This is a genomic window from Streptomyces sp. NPDC001843 (genome assembly GCF_042891955.1).
GTDB lineage: Bacteria > Actinomycetota > Actinomycetes > Streptomycetales > Streptomycetaceae > Streptomyces.
Map to the genome: position 1 here is coordinate 136,471 of NZ_JBIATQ010000008.1, position 18,354 is coordinate 154,824.

An 18,354-nucleotide genomic window follows, 5' to 3' on the forward strand; every position below is an offset into this window, starting at 1 on the left:
GGCCGTTCCCGCAACGCGCCCAACACCGCCCCGCCTCCACCGCAGGACGGTCACAGGACCTGCGCGCGACCGAGGTTTACGCCGGGAGTGACGTTCGGCTCCTCCTGTGCGCTGTCATCTGCGATGGCTATGTGCTTCCACCTCCGCGCGGTGCCGCCCGGGGAGTTACGAGACGACGTGCGTTCACTGGAGCGGCTGTTCCAGGACGACTGGGACACCGTCCGCGGACGGATCAACCGGCGCCGGGAGGAGGTGCTGGACCAGCGCTACCTGGACCACGAGCTGCTGTACGCGGGCTCGCCCCCGCACCTCGCGGAGGACGGCCCGCACGCCCAGGTGGTCCTCGGCGGCCGCCCGGTGTTCCACTCGGAGCTCGGGATGCCTCCGTTCCTGCTGCTGACGCCCGCCGAGACGGCGGCCGTCGCCGGCTTCCTCGCCTCGGCCGACTTCGCGGCCCTGTGGCACGACTCCCGCGCGGACCTGCTCCCCCGGTACGGCGGCCCCGCCGCCGAGCCGCAGACCCGCGGCGCCTTCGCGGCGGCACACCGGGACCTGAAGGAGTTCTACGCCCACGCCTCGGCCTCCGGCGAGGCCGTGGTGAAGTGGCTGCTGCTCTGAGCGCGGCCGGGCAGACCTCTGCCTCACCCCCGCCCCCGGGCACGCCTGGAGACCACCGCGCGCAGGACACGGCGGCCCTCGGTCGAGGTCTCCAGGGCGCCGCGGAGGCCGGCGGCGCCGTGGGCGGTGAGCAGTTCCAGGACCGCCACCTGGCGGCGCAGTTCGGCGGCGACCAGCGGGGGCATGCCTTCCGTGCTGCCCTCGCGGCGGGAGTCGACCGAGGAGGCGTCGGCGGCGGGGTCGAGGAGCCGGTGGATCTGCAGGGAGGCCACGGAGCAGGCGTCGGCCCAGACCCGCACCCCGGCACCGGTGCACTCGGCCGGGGCGGCGTCGAGCATCCGGCGGGCGAGCTCCGCGGCCTGGTCCTCGACCGCGGCCCCCGGGTCGGCACAGGCGAGCGCGGCGCGCGCCTTCTCCAGGCCCTCCGTCCAGTCACCGGTGTCCGCGAGGCTCCCCCACAAAGGCCGCAGGACCTCGTCGTCGCCGCCCAGCAGGGGCACGCACCGATCGAGACAAGCCAGCCCACTGGCGGCCAGCGCCCGTTCGTCGGCCTGAGCGATCAGTTCCACCAGGCTCATGGAATCCTCCCTCGCCAGGGCGCCGATCTTTACGGAGCCCGCATTTCCCCTTACTGCGTGCGACGGCCCGGGAGTGTCACAGAGGCATGGTTTCGGCCACCGGGGCGGGTCCGCCCAGGGCCTTCTGCCGCTGCATGCCGGTCAGCCTCAGCACGACGAAGACCGCGAGGGCGGCGGCCGCGATGTCGACGGCGTCGGAGAAGAGCATCAGACGGGCGGCGTCATGCAGCTCCTGCGCGCCGTCGGCCCGCCGGTAGGAGGTGAACGCGGCCCGGTCGGCGAGGAGCGAGATGATCCACAGCGTCCACCAGGCGTTGACCGGCGCGTGCGAACGGGGGGCGCCCCACGGGCTGCTGGCGTCCCAGATGTCGAGGGTGATCCGGCGCGGCATCCAGAGGTTCACGACCGGGGTGAACCAGGCGCCGATCGCCCAGCCGCGCTTCCTGCTGTGCCCGAAGGGGCTGAAGACCTCGGCGTTGACCCGGACCCGGTGGAACCAGCACAGGTAGACGACGATGCTGGTCAGCATCGCGGCCGTCTGGACGATGCCGGCGGTGCCGTAGAGGGTGTCGGCCCGGTCCGCGCGCCGGATGATCTCCGTGCCGTGGGCGCCGTCCAGGAGGTCGCCCGCGACGCCGTACTGCAGCAGGTCCGCGTAGATCGCGAACAGGTCGGCGGCGATGACGAGCCCGAGTACCGCCGCCGCGGCCCGGCCGAGCCCGACCGGCGAGCGCAGCCAGGCGCCGGGCGCCCCGGCGAACGGCGGGGCGGGCGGCTCCGGCGTGGCCGCGCAGCGGGTGCACAGGGTGCCGCCGGGCATGGCGGCGAAGTGATGGCAGCGCGAGCAGATCACGGTGGTCCCCCGAGGTGTGACGAGACGCCGGGCGCGGCTCTCCCCTGAGGCACCCGTGCGGCACGCGGAAGATACGGTCCGCGGGTGCCGCACGTCCACCTGATATGACCGTGCTCAGCCGAGGCGGTTCGCCAGCTTCTGGAACTCGGCCCAGGTCAGCGCCGGTTTGCCGGGATCCCACAGTTTCTGCACGGTCGCCCGCAGCGGCATCCGGATGCCCGCGGCGACCTGGTCCTGGGTCTGCGCGTTCGCGATGTCGGACCACACGGCGAAGGAGCCGCCGAGGATCTGTCCGTCGTAGCGCGCCGGGACGGCGGTGGTCCCGCGCAGGACCCGCGGGTTCCACTGCTCGTAGATCCGCTTGCCGGTCGGGTAGACGAAGGTCTGCGGCTCCCCGAGGACGTAGTAGAGGAACTCGTCGTTGTAGTTGATGACCTTCCGACCCGCGCTCAGGTACTCCAACGGCTGCCGGGCGCCGATCTCCTTGCCGGTCCAGTAGGCGACCTGGAGGTCCTTCGCGGCCGGTACGGACGTGCGCCGGAAGAACCCGTCGTTCCACGCCCGCATCGTGCGGTCGTGGGCGCGGACCGTGTCGGCGCGGTCGTTCAGCCAGCCGGTGGCGAGGTCGGAGACGGTTCCGTCGGCGCCGTAGGCCTGCCGGGCGGCGGACGCCAGCTGCGGGTAGGAGGCCTGCGGGTCGGCCACGGTCAGGGCCTGGTACTCGTCGCCGCCGAGGTTCCACTGGGAGCCGGGGAACAGACCGGCGTACTCGTCGAGGAGGTCGTCCACGATCGTGGCGGCGCTGTCCTTGGAGATGTCGACGGCGCCGCGCGTGGGGACGCCCTGCGCGTTGCGCAGCTGCAGGTCGGGGTGGGCGGCGATGACGGCGCCGAGGTGTCCGGGCGAGTCGATCTCGGGCACGACCGTGATGTGCCGGTCGGCCGCGAGGTCGACGATCCGCTTGACCTGGGCCTTGGTCAGATGGTCCTTGGAGACGACCTCGGGGTGGCTCGTGGACTCGATGCGGAAGCCCTGGTCGTCGGAGAAGTGCAGCCCCAGCTCGTTGTACTTCAGGTCGCCGAGCTCCTTGACCCGGTCCTCGATCCAGGAGGCGGTGTAGGGCTTGCGGGCGATGTCCAGGTTGAACCCGCGCCGCGGCTTGGCCGGCTGGTCGCGCACCACGCCCTCCGGGGCGGTGCCGCCGCCGTGGACCTCCTGCTTGAGGGTGCGTGTGCCGTAGAAGACTCCCGCGTCGGCGGGTCCGCTTATGTTCACGCGGCCACCACGCACGGTCATGGTGTACGACTCCGGGTTCGCGCCCTCGTCGTCGTTCAGCGCCAGCCGCACGTCCCCGGCGCGCACGTCGTTCCGCTCGCCCGCGTACGACAGGCCCAGCTCACCGGCGATCAGCTTGCCCTCGTCGGCCAGGTCGGCGTCGCTCACCACCACGCGCTCGCCGTGCGCCGGGCGCCAGCCGGGGCCGCGGGCGGGGGTGTGGGACCGTACGGCGGGGATCGTGCGGGGCGCCTGGGACAGCGGGTAGGAGCGGCTGGGCGTGCGGTTCGGCTTCGGCGAGGCGGAGCCCGCGGGGTGCTCCCTGGGATCCGCGGACCGCTGCGCCGACGCCGCCGGCCCGCCGTCGTCAGCCCAGGCCCAGACCCCCACCCCCACACCGAGCCCGACCGTGCCGACGAAGGCCGCGACGGCCACCGCCCGCTTCCTCCTCACGTTCTGCGCCGACGCCCGGCGCCTGTGCTGACTCACCGCTCCAACCTACGGCCGACGTGCCGACCACACGTCACCCACACGCTCCGAAACTCTCCCGTCCGAGTGAAATTCGGGCATCCATCGGACATAGCATGACCACTCTCGATAACGTGACGACACAGCTCTTCACAAGATCCCCAGACACACCACATGTGACGCGAGGACCCACGCTGCCTGCGCACCCGTACCCCTCCGCCCGAGTGGCCATACCGGCGCTCCCGGAGCAGACCCGCACCCCGCCGCCCGCCACCGCGGTCGAGGGGTTCAACACCGCACCCGCGGACGAGGTCCACAGCACCCTCACGACCTGCCTGCACAGCACCCGCTGGGCCCACCGCATCACCGCCCACCGCCCCTACCCGGACCTCGACTCCCTCCTGGCCGCGGCGGACGAGGCGGCGTACGACCTGACACCGGCCGAGGTCTCGGAGGCCTTGGCGGGTGAATCGCTTCCCACCCTGCCGGAGGGTACGTACTCGGCAGCCCACACCGCCCTGAGCGCCGCCCACGCCGCCTACGAGGCCCGTTTCGGACATGTGTTCGTCATCTATCTGGGTGACGCCGCACCGGAGGAAGCCCTTGACCGCATCCTCGAAGGCATCCGGTCACGTTTGGCGAACGATCCGGACGAGGAACGCGTGGTGGCGGCAGAGCAGCTGCGACGCCTTGCAAGGGGCAGGCTGATGACTCACCTAAGGGGCGCGGGGAACTGCGCGACCAGCCCAAACGGCGCCGCACCCGGCAATTGACAGGACACCCCACCCCCGTAGCCGCCTAAATAGCCCGTACGTGCACCTTTAGATGCCAGTTTGATCACACAGGCAACCCCCCGCTAAGCCCAGCGCAAGCGTCTCGCTACGATGCTGGGGGCCGGTGGACCGTACCCGGCCGGGCCCGACCGACACCGAAGCCGGCGCGGCCCTAGTCCCCGCTCCCGGAGGGTTCTTCCGTGCCGGCTGGAACGCTGTACCGCGGCCGGGAAGGAATGTGGTCCTGGGTGGCTCACCGAGTCACCGGCGTCCTCATCTTCTTCTTCCTGTTCGTTCACGTGCTGGACACCGCTCTCGTGCGTGTCTCCCCCGAGGACTACGACAAGGTCGTAGCCACGTACAAGACGCCGATCGTCGCCGTGCTGGAGTACGGCCTCGTCGCCGCCATCCTCTTCCACGCGCTCAACGGCCTGCGCGTCATCGCCGTCGACTTCTGGTCGAAGGGTCCGCGCTACCAGAAGCAGATGCTGTGGACCGTCGTCGGCGTCTGGGTCGTCCTGATGGCCGGTGCCGTCTACCCGGTCCTCGGCCACGCCGCTCGAGTCCTCTTCGGGAGCTGACGCCGCATGTCCACCACTGAAAAGACCGCGTCCGGGATCGGCCCCGTCGAGGGCGGCTCGCTCTACAACGTCGACAACCCGGCCCCCTTCATCGAGGCCCCGCGCAAGCGCACCAAGAAGAGCCCCAAGTCCACCCGGGGCAACTTCGAGCTGGCCGCCTGGCTGTTCATGCGCCTGTCCGGCATCGTGCTGGTCGTCCTGGTCATCGGCCACCTGCTGATCCAGCTCGTGCTGGACGGCGGCGTCTCCAAGATCGGCTTCGCCTTCGTGGCCGGCCGCTGGGCGTCCCCGTTCTGGCAGGTGTGGGACCTCCTCATGCTGTGGCTCGCCATGCTGCACGGCGCCAACGGCCTGCGCACGGTCATCAACGACTACGCGGAGCGCGCGAACACCCGGCTGTGGCTGAAGGGCCTGCTCTACACCGCCACGGTGTTCACCATCCTGCTGGGCACGCTGGTGATCTTCACCTTCGACCCGAACATCCGCTAGGCACGGGGCTGCGAGAATCATGAAGATCCACAAGTACGACACCGTCATCGTCGGCGCCGGTGGCGCCGGTATGCGCGCCGCCATCGAGTCGACGAAGCGCAGCCGCACCGCCGTGCTGACCAAGCTCTACCCCACCCGCTCCCACACGGGCGCCGCGCAGGGCGGCATGGCCGCCGCGCTGGCCAACGTGGAGGAGGACAACTGGGAGTGGCACACCTTCGACACGGTCAAGGGCGGTGACTACCTGGTCGACCAGGACGCCGCCGAGATCCTGGCGAAGGAGGCCATCGACTCCGTCCTCGACCTGGAGAAGATGGGCCTGCCGTTCAACCGCACCCCGAACGGCACGATCGACCAGCGCCGCTTCGGCGGTCACAGCCGCAACCACGGCGAGGCTCCGGTCCGCCGGTCCTGCTACGCGGCCGACCGCACCGGCCACATGATCCTCCAGACGCTGTACCAGAACTGCGTCAAGGAGGGCGTGGAGTTCTTCAACGAGTTCTACGTCCTGGACCAGCTGATCACCGAGGTCGACGGCGTCAAGAAGTCGGCGGGTGTGGTCGCGTACGAGCTGGCCACCGGCGAGATCCACGTCTTCCAGGCGAAGGCCGTGATCTACGCGTCCGGCGGCTGCGGCAAGTTCTTCAAGGTGACGTCCAACGCCCACACGCTGACCGGTGACGGCCAGGCGGCGGTCTACCGCCGTGGCCTGCCGCTGGAGGACATGGAGTTCTTCCAGTTCCACCCGACCGGCATCTGGCGCATGGGCATCCTGCTGACGGAGGGCGCCCGCGGTGAGGGCGGCATCCTCCGCAACAAGGACGGCGAGCGCTTCATGGAGAAGTACGCGCCGGTGATGAAGGACCTGGCGTCCCGTGACGTCGTGTCCCGCTCCATCTACACGGAGATCCGCGAGGGCCGGGGCTGCGGTCCCGAGGGCGACCACGTCTACCTGGACCTCACGCACCTCCCGCCGGAGCAGCTCGACGCCAAGCTCCCGGACATCACCGAGTTCGCGCGCACCTACCTGGGCATCGAGCCGTACACGGACCCGATCCCGATCCAGCCCACCGCGCACTACGCGATGGGCGGCATCCCGACGAACGTCGAGGGTGAGGTCCTCAGCGACAACACCACCGTCGTCCCGGGCCTGTACGCGGCCGGCGAGGTCGCCTGCGTCTCGGTGCACGGTGCCAACCGCCTCGGCACCAACTCGCTGCTGGACATCAACGTGTTCGGCAAGCGGGCCGGTATCGCGGCGGCGGAGTACAGCCAGAAGGCCGACTTCGTCGAGCTGCCGGAGAACCCGGAGTCCCTCGTCGTCGAGCAGATCGAGCGTCTGCGCAGCTCCACGGGCAGCGAGCGGGTCTCGGTCCTGCGCCGTGAACTGCAGGAGACCATGGACGCCAACGTCATGGTGTTCCGCACCGAGCAGACGATCAAGACGGCCGTCGAGAAGATCGCCGAACTGCGCGAGCGCTACAAGAACGTGGCGATCCAGGACAAGGGCAAGCGGTTCAACACCGACCTGCTGGAGGCCATCGAGCTGGGCAACCTGCTGGACCTGGCCGAGGTCATGGCGGTGTCCGCCCTGGCCCGCAAGGAGTCGCGCGGCGGTCACTACCGCGAGGACTACCCCAACCGCGACGACGTCAACTTCATGCGCCACACCATGGCGTACCGCGAGGTGGGCGACGACGGCAGCGAGACCGTCCGCCTGGACTACAAGCCGGTCGTCCAGACCCGCTACCAGCCGATGGAGCGTAAGTACTGATGGCAACCCCCACCCTGGACAAGGCGGACGCGGCCCCCGAGCCCGGCTTCGCCGACTCCCCGTACATCACGGTCACCTTCCGCGTCCGTCGCTTCAACTCCGAGGTCTCGGCCGAGGCGACCTGGGAAGACTTCCAGCTGGAGATCGACCCGAAGGAGCGCGTCCTCGACGGTCTCCACAAGATCAAGTGGGACATCGACGGCACGCTGACCTTCCGCCGTTCCTGCGCCCACGGCATCTGCGGCTCCGACGCCATGCGGATCAACGGCAAGAACCGCCTGGCGTGCAAGACGCTGATCAAGGACATCAACCCCGAGAAGCCGATCACGATCGAGCCCATCAAGGGCCTGACGGTCCTGAAGGACCTGGTCGTGGACATGGAGCCGTTCTTCCAGGCGTACCGGGACGTCATGCCCTTCCTCATCACGAAGGACACGAACGAGCCCACGCGCGAGCGGCTGCAGTCGGCCGAGGACCGCGAGCGCTTCGACGACACCACGAAGTGCATCCTCTGCGCCGCCTGCACGTCGTCCTGCCCGGTCTTCTGGAACGACGGCCAGTACTTCGGCCCGGCGGCCATCGTCAACGCGCACCGCTTCATCTTCGACTCGCGTGACGAGGCCGGCGAGCAGCGCCTGGAGATCCTCAACGACCGCGACGGCGTCTGGCGCTGCCGCACGACCTTCAACTGCACGGACGCCTGCCCGCGCGGCATCGAGGTCACGAAGGCGATCGCCGAGGTCAAGCGCGCGCTGATCACGCGCCGCTACTGAGGCCTGCCCGCAGGCCCTCCGAAGGCCCCGCTCACCGGTCACTCACCGGGGGGGCGGGGCCTTCGCCGCTCGCTGGCTGCCTACCTCAGACGGGCTTGCGCCACACGGAGATGTGCTTCGCGGACTCCTCGGTGAACGGCGCCCCGTTCCAGTCCGCGACGCGACGCTCGAGCTCGAGCCCGGCGATCCGCGCCATCAGGTCGAGCTCCGCCGGCCAGGCGTACCGGTGCCGGGAGCTGTCGCGGCGGTAGCGGCCGTCGTCGCCGTCCCGGGTGAGGTGGTGCGAGACGAGGACCTGCTCGACCAGGTCGAAGGTGTCGAAGCCGAGATGCCGCTCGGAGACGTCGAACGGCACCGCGACCTGGCCGGGCGACAGCAGCCGCAGCGGCGGCATGCCCAACTCGATGACGAACCGCCCTCCGGGCCTTAGGTGGCGTGCGGCGTTGCGGAAGCACTCGACCTGCTCGTCCTGCGTGAGCAGGTTCGAGATGGTGTTGTAGACGAGATAGACCAGGGTGAACTCACCGGGCACGACAGTCGTGGCCATGTCCCCGATGACCACCGGGAGCGTGTCCTCGTCGACCTTGCGCCGCAGGACCGCCGCCATGTGCTCGGACAGTTCGATGCCCACTACGGGCACGCCGCGCTCCCGGAGTGGGACGCCCACGCGCCCGGTTCCGATGGCGAACTCCAGCGCCCGGCCGTCTCCGGCGAGCTCGGCGAGGAACGCGAGGGTCGGCCCCAGCACGGCGGCCGAGGACAGCTCGGTCTCCTCGGCGTCGTAACGGTCGGCCATCGCACGGGTCCACAGTTCACTGCTCGTCACGGGCGGCTACTCTGCCGGGCGCGAGGGGCGCTGTCGAGGCATTTACCTTCCAGCGGCTCCGGTCACTCAGGTCAGGTCCGGCTACTGCTCTGACCGGGAAGGGCTGGCTCTGTTCACGATAACGGGCTCTGGTCCACTTCTTGTGGACGTGTACGCAGCGTGAGGGCCGCCTTTAGTGTGACAGCGGTAGAAGCCCGTCGGCTGAAATCACAACCCCATGAAGGGTCGAGCGGCCCCGGTACTGAGCGTCCTCAACCCTCTCTATTGCCCACCGTCAACAACGACGGGTGCAGTGCCGTCGTCCGGGAAGAAAGTGTCGGCAATCCGGACGAGCTCGGCGTCGCTCAGCTGAGGTGGTGTCCACCCGCGCCCGCGTGCGTGATCAACGAATTGTGCGTCGAGGGGCACATGGTAGTGCTCGACGTAGTACGCCAGATCCGTGTACCAGAACCACTCACCGTCAGTGAGGAGATGCAGGCCGCCGATCAGCTCGTTCCTAGCGCTGAGGACGTCATGGACCCGTGAGGTGGTCGCGGCCAGCACCGAGCCAGCACGCAGGTAGCGAATGAGGTCCGTTTCATAGGCCGCACCCTTTCTTTGCATGCAGTCCCTCAGCGAGGGCCCGTCGGTGCGGCCATGCTCCAACTCCCGGAATTCCCCGAGGAATCGGTCTGCGTGCACGTTCGCGCTGCTCACGGCAGCATCCTATGCGCCGATCGCAGGCTAAGGCAGAGTCTCCGCAGACGAGCTCTGAAGGCTCTCGCTCACGCCAGCAGGACGCGCTTGCGGAGGAGCTCGAATCCTGCGCGGCCGAACATCTGGCGCTTGAGCATCTTGATCCGGTTGACATGACCTTCCACGACGCCGGAGTTCCACGGTTGGGAGAGCCCTGCGACGACGGCGTCAAGGTCGCGTTCGAGGTGGTGAGCGAACCGGCTGAGACTGGGCAAGTCGGCAGAGGCTCTGGCTGATTCGATCCACTCTGGCAGTTGGTCGCCTCGAAGGTCGGTGACCATGTGGGCGAAGGCCCGCACGTGCTTGGCGAGGACATCCAGCTCGGGGCAGTTGACCAGCACAACCTTGAGCTGGATCCGGTCGCTTTCGACCAGTGCGTCCGGGTGGGTCAGGATCCAGCGGGTCACGGCGCGGGCCGAGGGCGGCCGGGGCCCGACGGGCTGGGGTTTGCGGCGCAGAGTCCTGCTCACGTAGTTCCGGACGTTTCCGTAGCCGTCCGGGTAGCCCTGCTCTCTGATCTCCTCCCACAGTTTCCAGGCGTTGGTGCAGCCTTCCTGCCAGCGCTGGGCTAGGTAGGGCTTGTAGGCGTCGAGCTTGGTCGCGCGGCTTTGCCACTGCCCGGTGAACAACTCTTCCGGCGTGGTGGCGCGCGAGAAGCGCAGGATCGTGTTGAGCGTCATGCCGAGCTGCCGGGCGACGGACCGCTTGCTGTGGCCGGCGTCCAGCAGCGCGTGGATGGTGGCGTGCTTGGCCCGGGTGCGTTCGGCGAACCGGTGGCCTGTGGGCCAGGGCGACGTCGCGGCCGACTCCGCCTCCTCCGCTTGCTCCTCAGGCAGTTCTGGCGCGGGGCGCAGGCAACCGCGGTGCCGGTAGACGCACTTCTCGGCGGCTTCGCCCAGGTTGTGCCAGAGGTGCCACCGGTCCGCAATTTGAATGGCCTGTGGGGCGCCACGGGTCGCCGCCTCGGCGAAGAAAGGGGCACGGTCGCGGCAGACGATCTCGATGCCGGGCCGTTTGGCCAACCAGGCAGCAAGCGTGTCCGCCTCCCGGTCCGGCAGGAGACCGATCGGGCGACGTGTCTCGACGTCGACGAGCACAGTCCCGTAGATACGGCCCTTGCGCTGGGCGTATTCATCCACGCCGACCACGCGGGGCACCGTGACCGGAGGATCGGGCAGCGAGACGATCAGCCGCAGCAGAGTGTTCCGGCTGACCGGTGCCCCCAAGACGTCCGTCATACGGGCGCCGGCCCTGCCGGCAAGGGCAAGGCCGACCGAGAGCAACATTGATCGCAGCCGCTCGGTCCGACGACCGAACCGGCGGGTCGGCCCGGGCACCTGCTCGGCAAATGTCCTCCGCGAGCAAGACTCCTCCACGCAGACGAAGCGACGCACCCGTAACGACACCACAACGAACTTGCCGACCGCTGGCAGATCACGAGGGAACCGCAGGTAGGAGCCGTGTATTCGGTCCGACCAGCACCCGCACCGCGGGCATGCCGCCCGGCTGGCAGTCGTGCGGGCCGCGACACGGACGACCGTGTCGGACACCTCGACGGATTCCACGAACACGCCCTCCATCGAGGAGAACAGCAGCTCATCCAGCTGCGGCCGTACCTTGTTCACGGCGTAGCACTGTCGACCCTGCCGCCTGTCGGCTGGGCGATTTTCGGGCGACCTCGACCCGTATCGCCCAGAGATCAATAGTCACGCTGCGTACGCCACCACAAGAAGTGGACCAGAGCCCGATAACGGGCAGCATTTCTTCGCGGGTTTGGGAGTCAGCTGGCTTTCGCTGAGAATCGAAATGTCCACGGGCTGGACAGCACCGGCGATCGGGCCTGGTGGTCTGGGGCGTGCACGTCGCCGGGGGGAGTCCGGTTCAGCGGTATGCGGCGAGGAAGATCTGGACGCCCGCGTCGGCGTAGTGGTCGAGTTCGGGCTGGGTGTGTTGTGGGCTGCCGTGGAACATGGCCTTGTTCACCGGGATCCACAGCAGCAGGCCGGAGAAGTGGTTGGCGGCCAGGAGAGGGTCGTCGATCCGCAGTAGGCCGCGGTCGGCCAGGCGGTGGAAGGTGTCGGCCAGGGTGGCCAGTACCCTCTCGAAGCCCTGCTCGTACCAGGTGGCGCCCAGGTCGGGGAAGGCGTCGGCGTTGGCGATGATGAGACGCCGCAGTTGGATCACCTGGGGCTGGGTGAGGGTGGTCAGGAACTGGCGGGCCAGCCTAAGTAGGTTCTCCTCCAGTGCGTCCGCGTCGACGGGGATGCCGGCCACCAGGTCGATCACGGCCTCGATCCGGTCGGTGGTGGCCAGGACGATCTCGGCGAACAGCTTCTCCTTGTCAGAGAAGTGCTTGTAGACCGTCTGCTTGGACACGGCGGCCAGCTTGGCGATGTCGTCCATGCTCGTGCCGGCGTAGCCCTTCTCCATGAACACCGCTGTCGCAGCCTCCATGATCGCCTGGTGCTTGTGCGCCGAGCGTCCGCCGGGTTCGTTCGCTTGCATGTCACCTCCTCGGAGCGAGAGTACTGGACAGTCCAGTTCTTCCGCCAGTACTGTACCGTCCAGTTCGCCAGTACTGGACAGTCCAGTACTGGCCGCGACCTCGGTTTAGGGGGATTTTGTATGGCTCAGGCAATTCGCACACCGGCTACCAGCCGTGGCACCTCGGTTCTGTTCACCACCCGTGCGCTGCTCGCCTGCGGGGCGGCGGCAGGACCGCTGTTCCTGTCGGCGGGGGTGATCGAGGGCCTGACGCGTACCGGCTTCGACTTCAGCCGAAACGCCATCAGTCAACTCAGCCTCGGTTCGCTGGGCTGGATCCAGGTCGCCAGCTTCCTGGTCACCGGCACGCTGGTCACTGCCGGCGCGGTGGGATTGCGGCGGACGATCGGCCCCACCACCGGCGACACCTGGGGGCCGCGCCTGGTCGGCGTCTTCGGTGCGTCCTTCCTGCTCGCCGGAGTCTTCAAGGCGGACCCCGGTGCGGGCTTCCCGGCCGGCACGCCCGACGGTCCGGCCGCGCTGAGCGGGCACGGAACGGTCCACATGCTCAGCGGCACGGTGGGCTACCTCGCCCTGTGCGCCGCGTTCCTCGTGCTGGCCCGACACTTCGCTGCCCACGGCCGGCGCGGCTGGGCCCTGGCCTACCGCCTGCTGCCGCTAGCGGTCATCGTCGGGTTTGCCGCCTCCGCCACCACCGTGGCGGCCTTCACCGCCGCAGCCGACCTCGGCCTGCTCGCGCTCACCGCAGCCATCACCCGGCTGGCCAGCCCCGCGCCCACCTCACAGCGGTAGCGGCTCCAGCTCCCGCTCGCACGGCACCAACCCGAGATCGCCGCACTCAGACAAACAGGATGGTTCGTCATGACCGCACCGGCGAAAGGCCCCGCCAGCTACTTCCCGTCGATCGAGAAGAAGTACGGCCGCCCGATCGAGGAGTGGAAGGAGTTGATCCGCACCTCACCCCTGACCAAACACATGGAACTCGTCGCATGGCTCAAGGCCGAGCACGGCCTCGGTCACGGGCACGCCAACGCCCTTATCGCCCACACCCTCGCCGAGCGCGCCGGCGACTAGGCCCGGGTCGGGCATGAGTCTGCGGGCGGCGGAACTCATGCCCGACCCGAGGTGCAGCCGGTTCTCGTGAACATCGAACAGGCCGACCACGGGGCGATGCCTTCGCCAAAGCCGTTCCCAAACCACTCATCACCGCTGCCACGACCGGACAGGCTCCTGCATTCCCGACGACGGCGTTACGCGACCTCGCACCACAGCAGCTTCCCGCCCCGCCCGAAGAGATCGTCTCCGAGGGGATATCCGCCCCACGTGTCCGCGTAGTGACGCACAAGAAGCAGCCCGCGCCCGCCGGTGGCGTCCGCCGGAACGGGGTGGACCCGGCGGTCCGGGCGCCTGTCGAAGGGGGGAGGGATGTGGGGGTTCGTGTCCCAGACGCTCACTCGCAGACGGCTGCCGCCGAACCCACGCAGGCGCAGGGTCGCGGGGCCGGTGGAATGCCGGTAGGCGTTGGTGACCAGCTCCGAAGCCAAGAGCTCTGCGGGCTCCTGGAGTTGCGCCATGCCGTGCCCGGCGAGTACGGCCCGGAGGGTGACCCGGGCGATACGGGCGGCGCGGGCGTCGTGGGGCAGTTGGAGGGCGTACGCCCAAGTTGGGGGTGCTTCGCACTCGGGCGGGGATACGGTGGCCATGGCTGGACGCCTCCTGCGGTGGGGGTACTTGGAGCAGCTTGGGTCTCACCGTAGCGGCGCCAGTAGAATGGTTCCTACTAAGTCTGCAGATGCATCCGACGATCCACCCCTGTGGGTGACTGTGTACGACAAAGGAGCGGACGCACATGCCGCCACGGCAGACGCCCACGGCACGCCAGGTCCGCCTGGGGGCGGAACTGCGCAAGCTTCGCGAGAGTGCGGGACTCACCGCTCGTGAGGCCGGTGAGATGATCGGCGCCAACCAGGCACGCATCAGCAACATCGAGACCGGGCGATTCGGCCTCAGTGAGCAGCGCATCCGTACGCTGGCCCACAACTACGACTGCACCGACACGTGCCTGATCGACGCACTCGTGGCCATGGCGGCGCACCGCGAAAGGGGCTGGTGGGAGGAATATCGAGAGACGCTGCCGCCCCGCTTCCTGGACGTCGCGGAGATGGAACACCACGCGGTCGCCCTGCGCGTGGCCCAGGTCATCAACATCCCCGGCCTGCTGCAGACCCCGGAGCACGCCCGCACCCTTTTCCGCCAGGTGGTCCCGGAGCTACGCCCGCACGAGATCGAGTACCGCATCTCCCACCGCATCAAGCGCCAGGCTGTCCTGCACCGGGAACGACCGCCCCAGTACACAGCGATCGTCCACGAGGCAGCTTTCCGTATGCGGTTCGGCGGCCGGGAGGTCGCCCGCGCCCAGTTGGACCACCTCATCAAGATGAGCGGGCAGCCCCACGTAACCCTCCGGGTGATTCCCTTCGACGGCACCGTCTTCCCCACCGTCGGACACGGCCTCGACTACGCCTACGGACCGGTCCCCGCACTCGACACGGCACAGCTCGATGCCGCGCACGGCAGCGAACTCATCGACTCGGTCGCACAGTTGACCAAGTACCGTCTCGTCCTGGACCGCATGGAGGAGGCCGCCCTGGGACCCGACGCCTCGCGTGACCTCATCCACCGCATCGCCCAAGACACCTGAAGGCCGAGCCGTGACCGAACTCAACTGGCAGAAGTCCACGTACAGCGAGGAGGCTTCCTCCTGCGTCTACCTCGCCACCACCCCCACCGGATCGATCCTCCTCCGCGAAAGCGACTCCCCGGAAACCATCCTCACCACCGGCCCTCGCCAACTCGCCGCCCTGATAGCCGCCCTGCACTCGGACCGCTCGTATTAAGGGAAGGAACCACGCCATGACCACCCCGCCCCCCTTCCCCCTGGAGCCCACCCCCCTCCACGTGCCCGACGAGGCCCTCGACGACCTGCGTGCGCGGCTCGCGTTGACCCGGCCGCCGCTGGACGAGGGGAACGAGGACGGGTCCTACGGCGTCCCGGAGAGCTATCTGCGTGAGCTGGTCGCCTACTGGCGGGACGACTTCGACTGGCGCAAGGCCGAGGCCGCCATCAACGCCTACGAGCACTACGAGGTGAGCGTCGCCGGCGTGCCGGTGCACTTCATGCGCAAGGCCGGGCGCGGGTCCCGCCCGGTCCCGTTGATCCTCACGCACGGCTGGCCGTGGACGTTCTGGCACTGGTCGAAGGTGATCGACCCGCTCGCCGACCCGGCGGCGTTCGGCGGTGACCCCGCCGACGCGTTCGACGTCATCGTGCCGTCCCTGCCCGGCTTCGGTTTCCCCGGCCCGCTCACCGGCTTTCCGGACGTCAACTTCTGGAAGGTCGCCGACCTCTGGCACACCCTGATGACCGAGACTCTGGGATACGAGAAGTACGCCGCCGGGGGCTGCGACATCGGTGGGATCGTCTCCAGCCAGCTCGGCCACAAGTACGCCGACGAGCTGTACGGCATCCACATCGGCTCCGGGCTGCCGCTCGACTTCTTCAACGGCCCCCGCGCCTGGGACTTCGCCCGGAACCGTCCTCTCACCGACGACCAGCCGGCCGACGTACGCGCCCGGATCACCGAGCTGGACCACCGCTGGGCGCCCCACCTCGCCGTGCACATGCTCGACGGCGCCACCCTGGCCCACGGGCTGAGCGACTCGCCCGCCGGACTGCTCGCCTGGCTGGTGAAGCGCTGGAACGCCTGGAGCGACAACGGCGGCGACGTCGAGTCGGTCTTCACCAAGGACGATCTGCTCACCCACGCCACGATCTTCTGGGTGAACAACTCCATCGCCACGTCGATGCGTTACTACGCCAACGCCAACCGCTATCCGTGGGCCCCCGCCCACGACCGCACCCCGGTCGTGCAGGCCCCGGTCGGCCTCACCTTCGTCGCGTACGAGAACCCGCCCGGCATCCACACCGCCGAGGAGCGCGTCCGGGCGTTCGAGACCGGTCCGCAGGCCGCTTGGTTCAACCACGTCAACGTCAACGCCCATGACCGGGGCGGCCACTTCATCCCCTGGGAGAACCCCGACGCCTGGGTGAGCGACCTGCGCCGCACCTTCCACGGGCGCAGGCCCTGAACATCCCGCACGCGTAGAGTCCCGTCATCCCACCCGCGCACCAGTCGGTGGCGTCTAGGGTCACCCCATGAGCAACTCCACCGCCGCCGCCGTCCTCACCACCCCCGACCTGGACGAGGCCCTGCGCGTGGTGCGCACGCTGCTGGGGGTCACGGACCTCACCCGCGCCGAGGTGGACTTCGAGGCGAGGATCCGGTCCCGCGAGGGACTCGCGGAGGTGTTGCGGGTGCTGCCCGGCCTGCACTGGTGGGCGCGGGAGGGGACGGAGGCGCGGTCGGCGGAGAACGGTGACGACCCGTCGGAGTGTCTGCCCGTCTCCGTGCACGACTGGTGCCACCCACTGGAACTCGCCGAGCCGTTCATCCGCGCGCTGCGCCCCCAGGACGCCGCCGCCGTGCGCTGGGACCTGGACGAATGGCCCGAGGTTCCGGAGGCGGGGCTCGAGTCGATCTCCCAGAAGTACGCGTACCTCACGCTGTCCGTGCACTCGCGGGACCTCTACCAGTACGAGCCCTCCGCGGACCACACCGTTCACGTGCATGTGCGCGGGGAACACGACCTGGACCGCGTCCACTGGCTCGCCGAGCGGGTCGGGGGGCGGTTCGACGGGCGCACGGAACTCGCCCCGCTGTGACATCGCCTGGTCCGGGTGGGTGACCCGGGCGGTCCGGCCTCCCCGGTCCACGGCTGCGCCAACTTAATCTGATGGCATGTCAGATGAACAGTCGTACGAGCTGCTCGGGTTCGACAACGTGCTGTTGCCCGTCGGGGACCTCGGCGAGGCCGTGGAGTTCTACGAGCGGGCCGGGTTCGTCGTGGGGTTCCGGTTCGACGAGGCCGGGATCGCCCTGCTCAAGGTGGGGGGCGAGACGCCCGGGATCCTGTTGCGGGTGGAGCACGGGCTGGGGCACCGGCCGCCGTCCTGGCCCTCGCCCCGGCTGTGGCTGGAGGTGCCGGACACGCGTACGGCGGTGCGGAAGCTCGCCGACGCCGGGATCAAGCCGCTCGACGAGCCCTTCTCCGTGGCCACGGGGTGGACGGTCGAGATCGCCGACCCCTGGGGGAACGTCCTCGGGTTCACGGACTACACCAAGCGTCCGGAGCTCGGCCGGCGGGCCTGATCCGCGGGCGGGGGGCGCCTGCGGCAGTCGTTAGGCTCTTGTCCGTGTCCGCGAAGAACGAAGTCAGCAAGTCCGAGCAGACCCGCGCGCTGATCCTGGAGACGGCGATGCGGCTGTTCCAGGAGCGCGGCTACGACAAGACGACCATGCGGGCCATCGCCAAGGAGGCCGGGGTCTCCGTCGGCAACGCGTACTACTACTTCGAGGGCAAGGAGCACCTGATCCAGGGCTTCTACGACCGGATCGCCGCCGAGCACCGGGTGGCGGTCCGGGAGGTCCTGGAGCGGGAGACCGACCTGGAGGCGCGGCTCGCGGGGGTGCTGCGGGCCTGGCTGGACATCGCCACGCCGTACCACGAGTTCGCCGTGCAGTTCTTCAAGAACGCCGCCGACCCCGACAGCCCGCTCAGCCCCTTCTCCCCCGAGTCCGAGCACGCCCGGCTTGAGGCCATCAGCGTCCACCGGGAGGTGCTGGCGGGCACGAAGACCAAGGTCCCTCAGGAGCTGCGGGACATCCTGCCCGAGCTGATGTGGCTCTCCCAGATGGGGCTCGTCCTGTACTGGGTCTTCGACCGGACCGAGGGGCGCGAGCGGAGCTACCGGCTGGCCGAACGGGGGGCGCGGCTCACCGCCCGGGGCGTGTACCTGGCGCGGTTCCGGGTGCTGCGACCGCTCGTGCGCGAGGTGCACGAGCTGTTCACGGACTTCCTGCCGGGGATGACGAAGGCGCTGCCGCATCCGGCGGGGCGGGGGCGGCAGGGGGAGTGATCGCTTTCGGGTGAAGCGGTTCGAACGGGACGTCTGGCGTCCCGCCTGCCTACGATGATGCTCTCGACA

General features: G+C 69.2%; 22 protein-coding genes. 14 read left to right on the forward strand and 8 right to left on the reverse strand.

Annotation, left to right across the window (positions count from 1 at the left end):
* Positions 1-177 precede the first annotated feature (177 nt).
* Positions 178-618 (forward strand): DUF1877 family protein, encoded by a 441-nt coding sequence (locus ACFYZQ_RS21240; protein ID WP_389149833.1) that lies wholly within the window; start codon positions 178-180, stop codon positions 616-618.
* A 23-nt stretch (positions 619-641) separates the two neighbouring features.
* Here ACFYZQ_RS21240 and ACFYZQ_RS21245 read toward each other — a convergent pair whose 3' ends face one another.
* The 3 genes from ACFYZQ_RS21245 to ACFYZQ_RS21255 form a co-directional block, all read right to left on the reverse strand.
* Positions 642-1,196: a hypothetical protein gene (locus ACFYZQ_RS21245; protein WP_389149836.1), complete on the reverse strand. Its 555-nt coding sequence runs from the start codon at positions 1,194-1,196 to the stop codon at positions 642-644.
* A 76-nt stretch (positions 1,197-1,272) separates the two neighbouring features.
* Positions 1,273-2,016, reverse strand: a complete 744-nt coding sequence (locus tag ACFYZQ_RS21250; protein ID WP_389149838.1) for a DUF4328 domain-containing protein — start codon at positions 2,014-2,016, stop codon at positions 1,273-1,275.
* Between the two features lie 147 nt (positions 2,017-2,163).
* Positions 2,164-3,813, reverse strand: coding sequence for a glycoside hydrolase family 20 protein (locus ACFYZQ_RS21255; RefSeq protein ID WP_389149841.1), 1,650 nt, complete (start codon positions 3,811-3,813; stop codon positions 2,164-2,166).
* Positions 3,814-3,968: 155 nt separating this feature from the next.
* Here ACFYZQ_RS21255 and ACFYZQ_RS21260 point away from each other — a divergent pair, with 155 nt between their 5' ends.
* The 5 genes from ACFYZQ_RS21260 to ACFYZQ_RS21280 all read left to right on the forward strand — a co-directional run bounded on the left by ACFYZQ_RS21260 (position 3,969) and on the right by ACFYZQ_RS21280 (position 8,182).
* A complete protein-coding gene (locus ACFYZQ_RS21260) occupies positions 3,969-4,565 on the forward strand; it encodes a 2-oxo-4-hydroxy-4-carboxy-5-ureidoimidazoline decarboxylase (RefSeq protein WP_389149844.1) in 597 nt (198 codons plus the stop codon).
* 200 nt (positions 4,566-4,765) lie between these two features.
* Positions 4,766-5,146 (forward strand): succinate dehydrogenase, cytochrome b556 subunit, encoded by a 381-nt coding sequence (sdhC, locus tag ACFYZQ_RS21265; protein WP_389149847.1) that lies wholly within the window; start codon positions 4,766-4,768, stop codon positions 5,144-5,146.
* A 6-nt stretch (positions 5,147-5,152) separates the two neighbouring features.
* Entirely contained in the window at positions 5,153-5,635 is a 483-nt protein-coding gene (locus ACFYZQ_RS21270) for a succinate dehydrogenase hydrophobic membrane anchor subunit (RefSeq protein ID WP_389149849.1), read from the forward strand.
* Between the two features lie 19 nt (positions 5,636-5,654).
* Complete coding sequence (gene sdhA / locus ACFYZQ_RS21275) at positions 5,655-7,409, forward strand: succinate dehydrogenase flavoprotein subunit (protein WP_389149852.1); 1,755 nt, start codon at positions 5,655-5,657, stop codon at positions 7,407-7,409.
* Positions 7,409-8,182 carry a succinate dehydrogenase iron-sulfur subunit gene (locus ACFYZQ_RS21280; RefSeq protein ID WP_389149855.1) on the forward strand — a complete coding sequence of 258 codons (774 nt, stop codon included), beginning with the start codon at positions 7,409-7,411 and terminating at the stop codon, positions 8,180-8,182. The genes sdhA and ACFYZQ_RS21280 overlap by 1 nt, the downstream gene beginning before the upstream one ends.
* Positions 8,183-8,267: 85 nt before the next feature.
* Here ACFYZQ_RS21280 and ACFYZQ_RS21285 read toward each other — a convergent pair whose 3' ends face one another.
* The 4 genes from ACFYZQ_RS21285 to ACFYZQ_RS21300 all read right to left on the reverse strand — a co-directional run bounded on the left by ACFYZQ_RS21285 (position 8,268) and on the right by ACFYZQ_RS21300 (position 12,248).
* Positions 8,268-9,008 (reverse strand): class I SAM-dependent DNA methyltransferase, encoded by a 741-nt coding sequence (locus tag ACFYZQ_RS21285; protein WP_389149858.1) that lies wholly within the window; start codon positions 9,006-9,008, stop codon positions 8,268-8,270.
* Positions 9,009-9,269: 261 nt separating this feature from the next.
* A complete protein-coding gene (locus ACFYZQ_RS21290; protein WP_389149861.1) occupies positions 9,270-9,704 on the reverse strand; it encodes a hypothetical protein in 435 nt (144 codons plus the stop codon).
* Positions 9,705-9,772: 68 nt separating this feature from the next.
* Positions 9,773-11,368, reverse strand: a complete 1,596-nt coding sequence (locus tag ACFYZQ_RS21295) for an ISL3 family transposase (RefSeq protein WP_389149863.1) — start codon at positions 11,366-11,368, stop codon at positions 9,773-9,775.
* A gap of 256 nt (positions 11,369-11,624) precedes the next feature.
* Positions 11,625-12,248: a TetR/AcrR family transcriptional regulator gene (locus ACFYZQ_RS21300; protein WP_389149866.1), complete on the reverse strand. Its 624-nt coding sequence runs from the start codon at positions 12,246-12,248 to the stop codon at positions 11,625-11,627.
* A gap of 120 nt (positions 12,249-12,368) precedes the next feature.
* Between ACFYZQ_RS21300 and ACFYZQ_RS21305 the strand changes: the two genes are divergently transcribed.
* A complete protein-coding gene (locus tag ACFYZQ_RS21305) occupies positions 12,369-13,040 on the forward strand; it encodes a DUF998 domain-containing protein (protein WP_389149869.1) in 672 nt (223 codons plus the stop codon).
* 69 nt (positions 13,041-13,109) lie between these two features.
* Positions 13,110-13,322, forward strand: a complete 213-nt coding sequence (locus tag ACFYZQ_RS21310; RefSeq protein ID WP_389149872.1) for a DUF4287 domain-containing protein — start codon at positions 13,110-13,112, stop codon at positions 13,320-13,322.
* Positions 13,323-13,498: 176 nt separating this feature from the next.
* On the opposite strand, the gene ACFYZQ_RS21315 is transcribed toward ACFYZQ_RS21310, so the two are convergent.
* A complete protein-coding gene (locus ACFYZQ_RS21315) occupies positions 13,499-13,951 on the reverse strand; it encodes an ATP-binding protein (RefSeq protein WP_389149874.1) in 453 nt (150 codons plus the stop codon).
* A gap of 146 nt (positions 13,952-14,097) precedes the next feature.
* Here ACFYZQ_RS21315 and ACFYZQ_RS21320 point away from each other — a divergent pair, with 146 nt between their 5' ends.
* The 6 genes from ACFYZQ_RS21320 (at position 14,098) to ACFYZQ_RS21345 (ending at position 18,285) form a co-directional block, all read left to right on the forward strand.
* Positions 14,098-14,949, forward strand: a complete 852-nt coding sequence (locus ACFYZQ_RS21320; RefSeq protein WP_389149876.1) for a helix-turn-helix domain-containing protein — start codon at positions 14,098-14,100, stop codon at positions 14,947-14,949.
* Positions 14,950-14,959: 10 nt separating this feature from the next.
* Positions 14,960-15,145, forward strand: a complete 186-nt coding sequence (locus ACFYZQ_RS21325) for a DUF397 domain-containing protein (protein ID WP_389149879.1) — start codon at positions 14,960-14,962, stop codon at positions 15,143-15,145.
* Positions 15,146-15,161: 16 nt separating this feature from the next.
* Positions 15,162-16,397 carry an epoxide hydrolase family protein gene (locus ACFYZQ_RS21330; protein WP_389149881.1) on the forward strand — a complete coding sequence of 412 codons (1,236 nt, stop codon included), beginning with the start codon at positions 15,162-15,164 and terminating at the stop codon, positions 16,395-16,397.
* Between the two features lie 67 nt (positions 16,398-16,464).
* Positions 16,465-17,031, forward strand: coding sequence for a hypothetical protein (locus ACFYZQ_RS21335; protein ID WP_389149883.1), 567 nt, complete (start codon positions 16,465-16,467; stop codon positions 17,029-17,031).
* 76 nt (positions 17,032-17,107) lie between these two features.
* Positions 17,108-17,518, forward strand: a complete 411-nt coding sequence (locus tag ACFYZQ_RS21340; protein ID WP_389149886.1) for a VOC family protein — start codon at positions 17,108-17,110, stop codon at positions 17,516-17,518.
* A 107-nt stretch (positions 17,519-17,625) separates the two neighbouring features.
* Positions 17,626-18,285, forward strand: coding sequence for a TetR/AcrR family transcriptional regulator (locus ACFYZQ_RS21345; protein WP_389150409.1), 660 nt, complete (start codon positions 17,626-17,628; stop codon positions 18,283-18,285).
* Positions 18,286-18,354 lie beyond the last annotated feature (69 nt).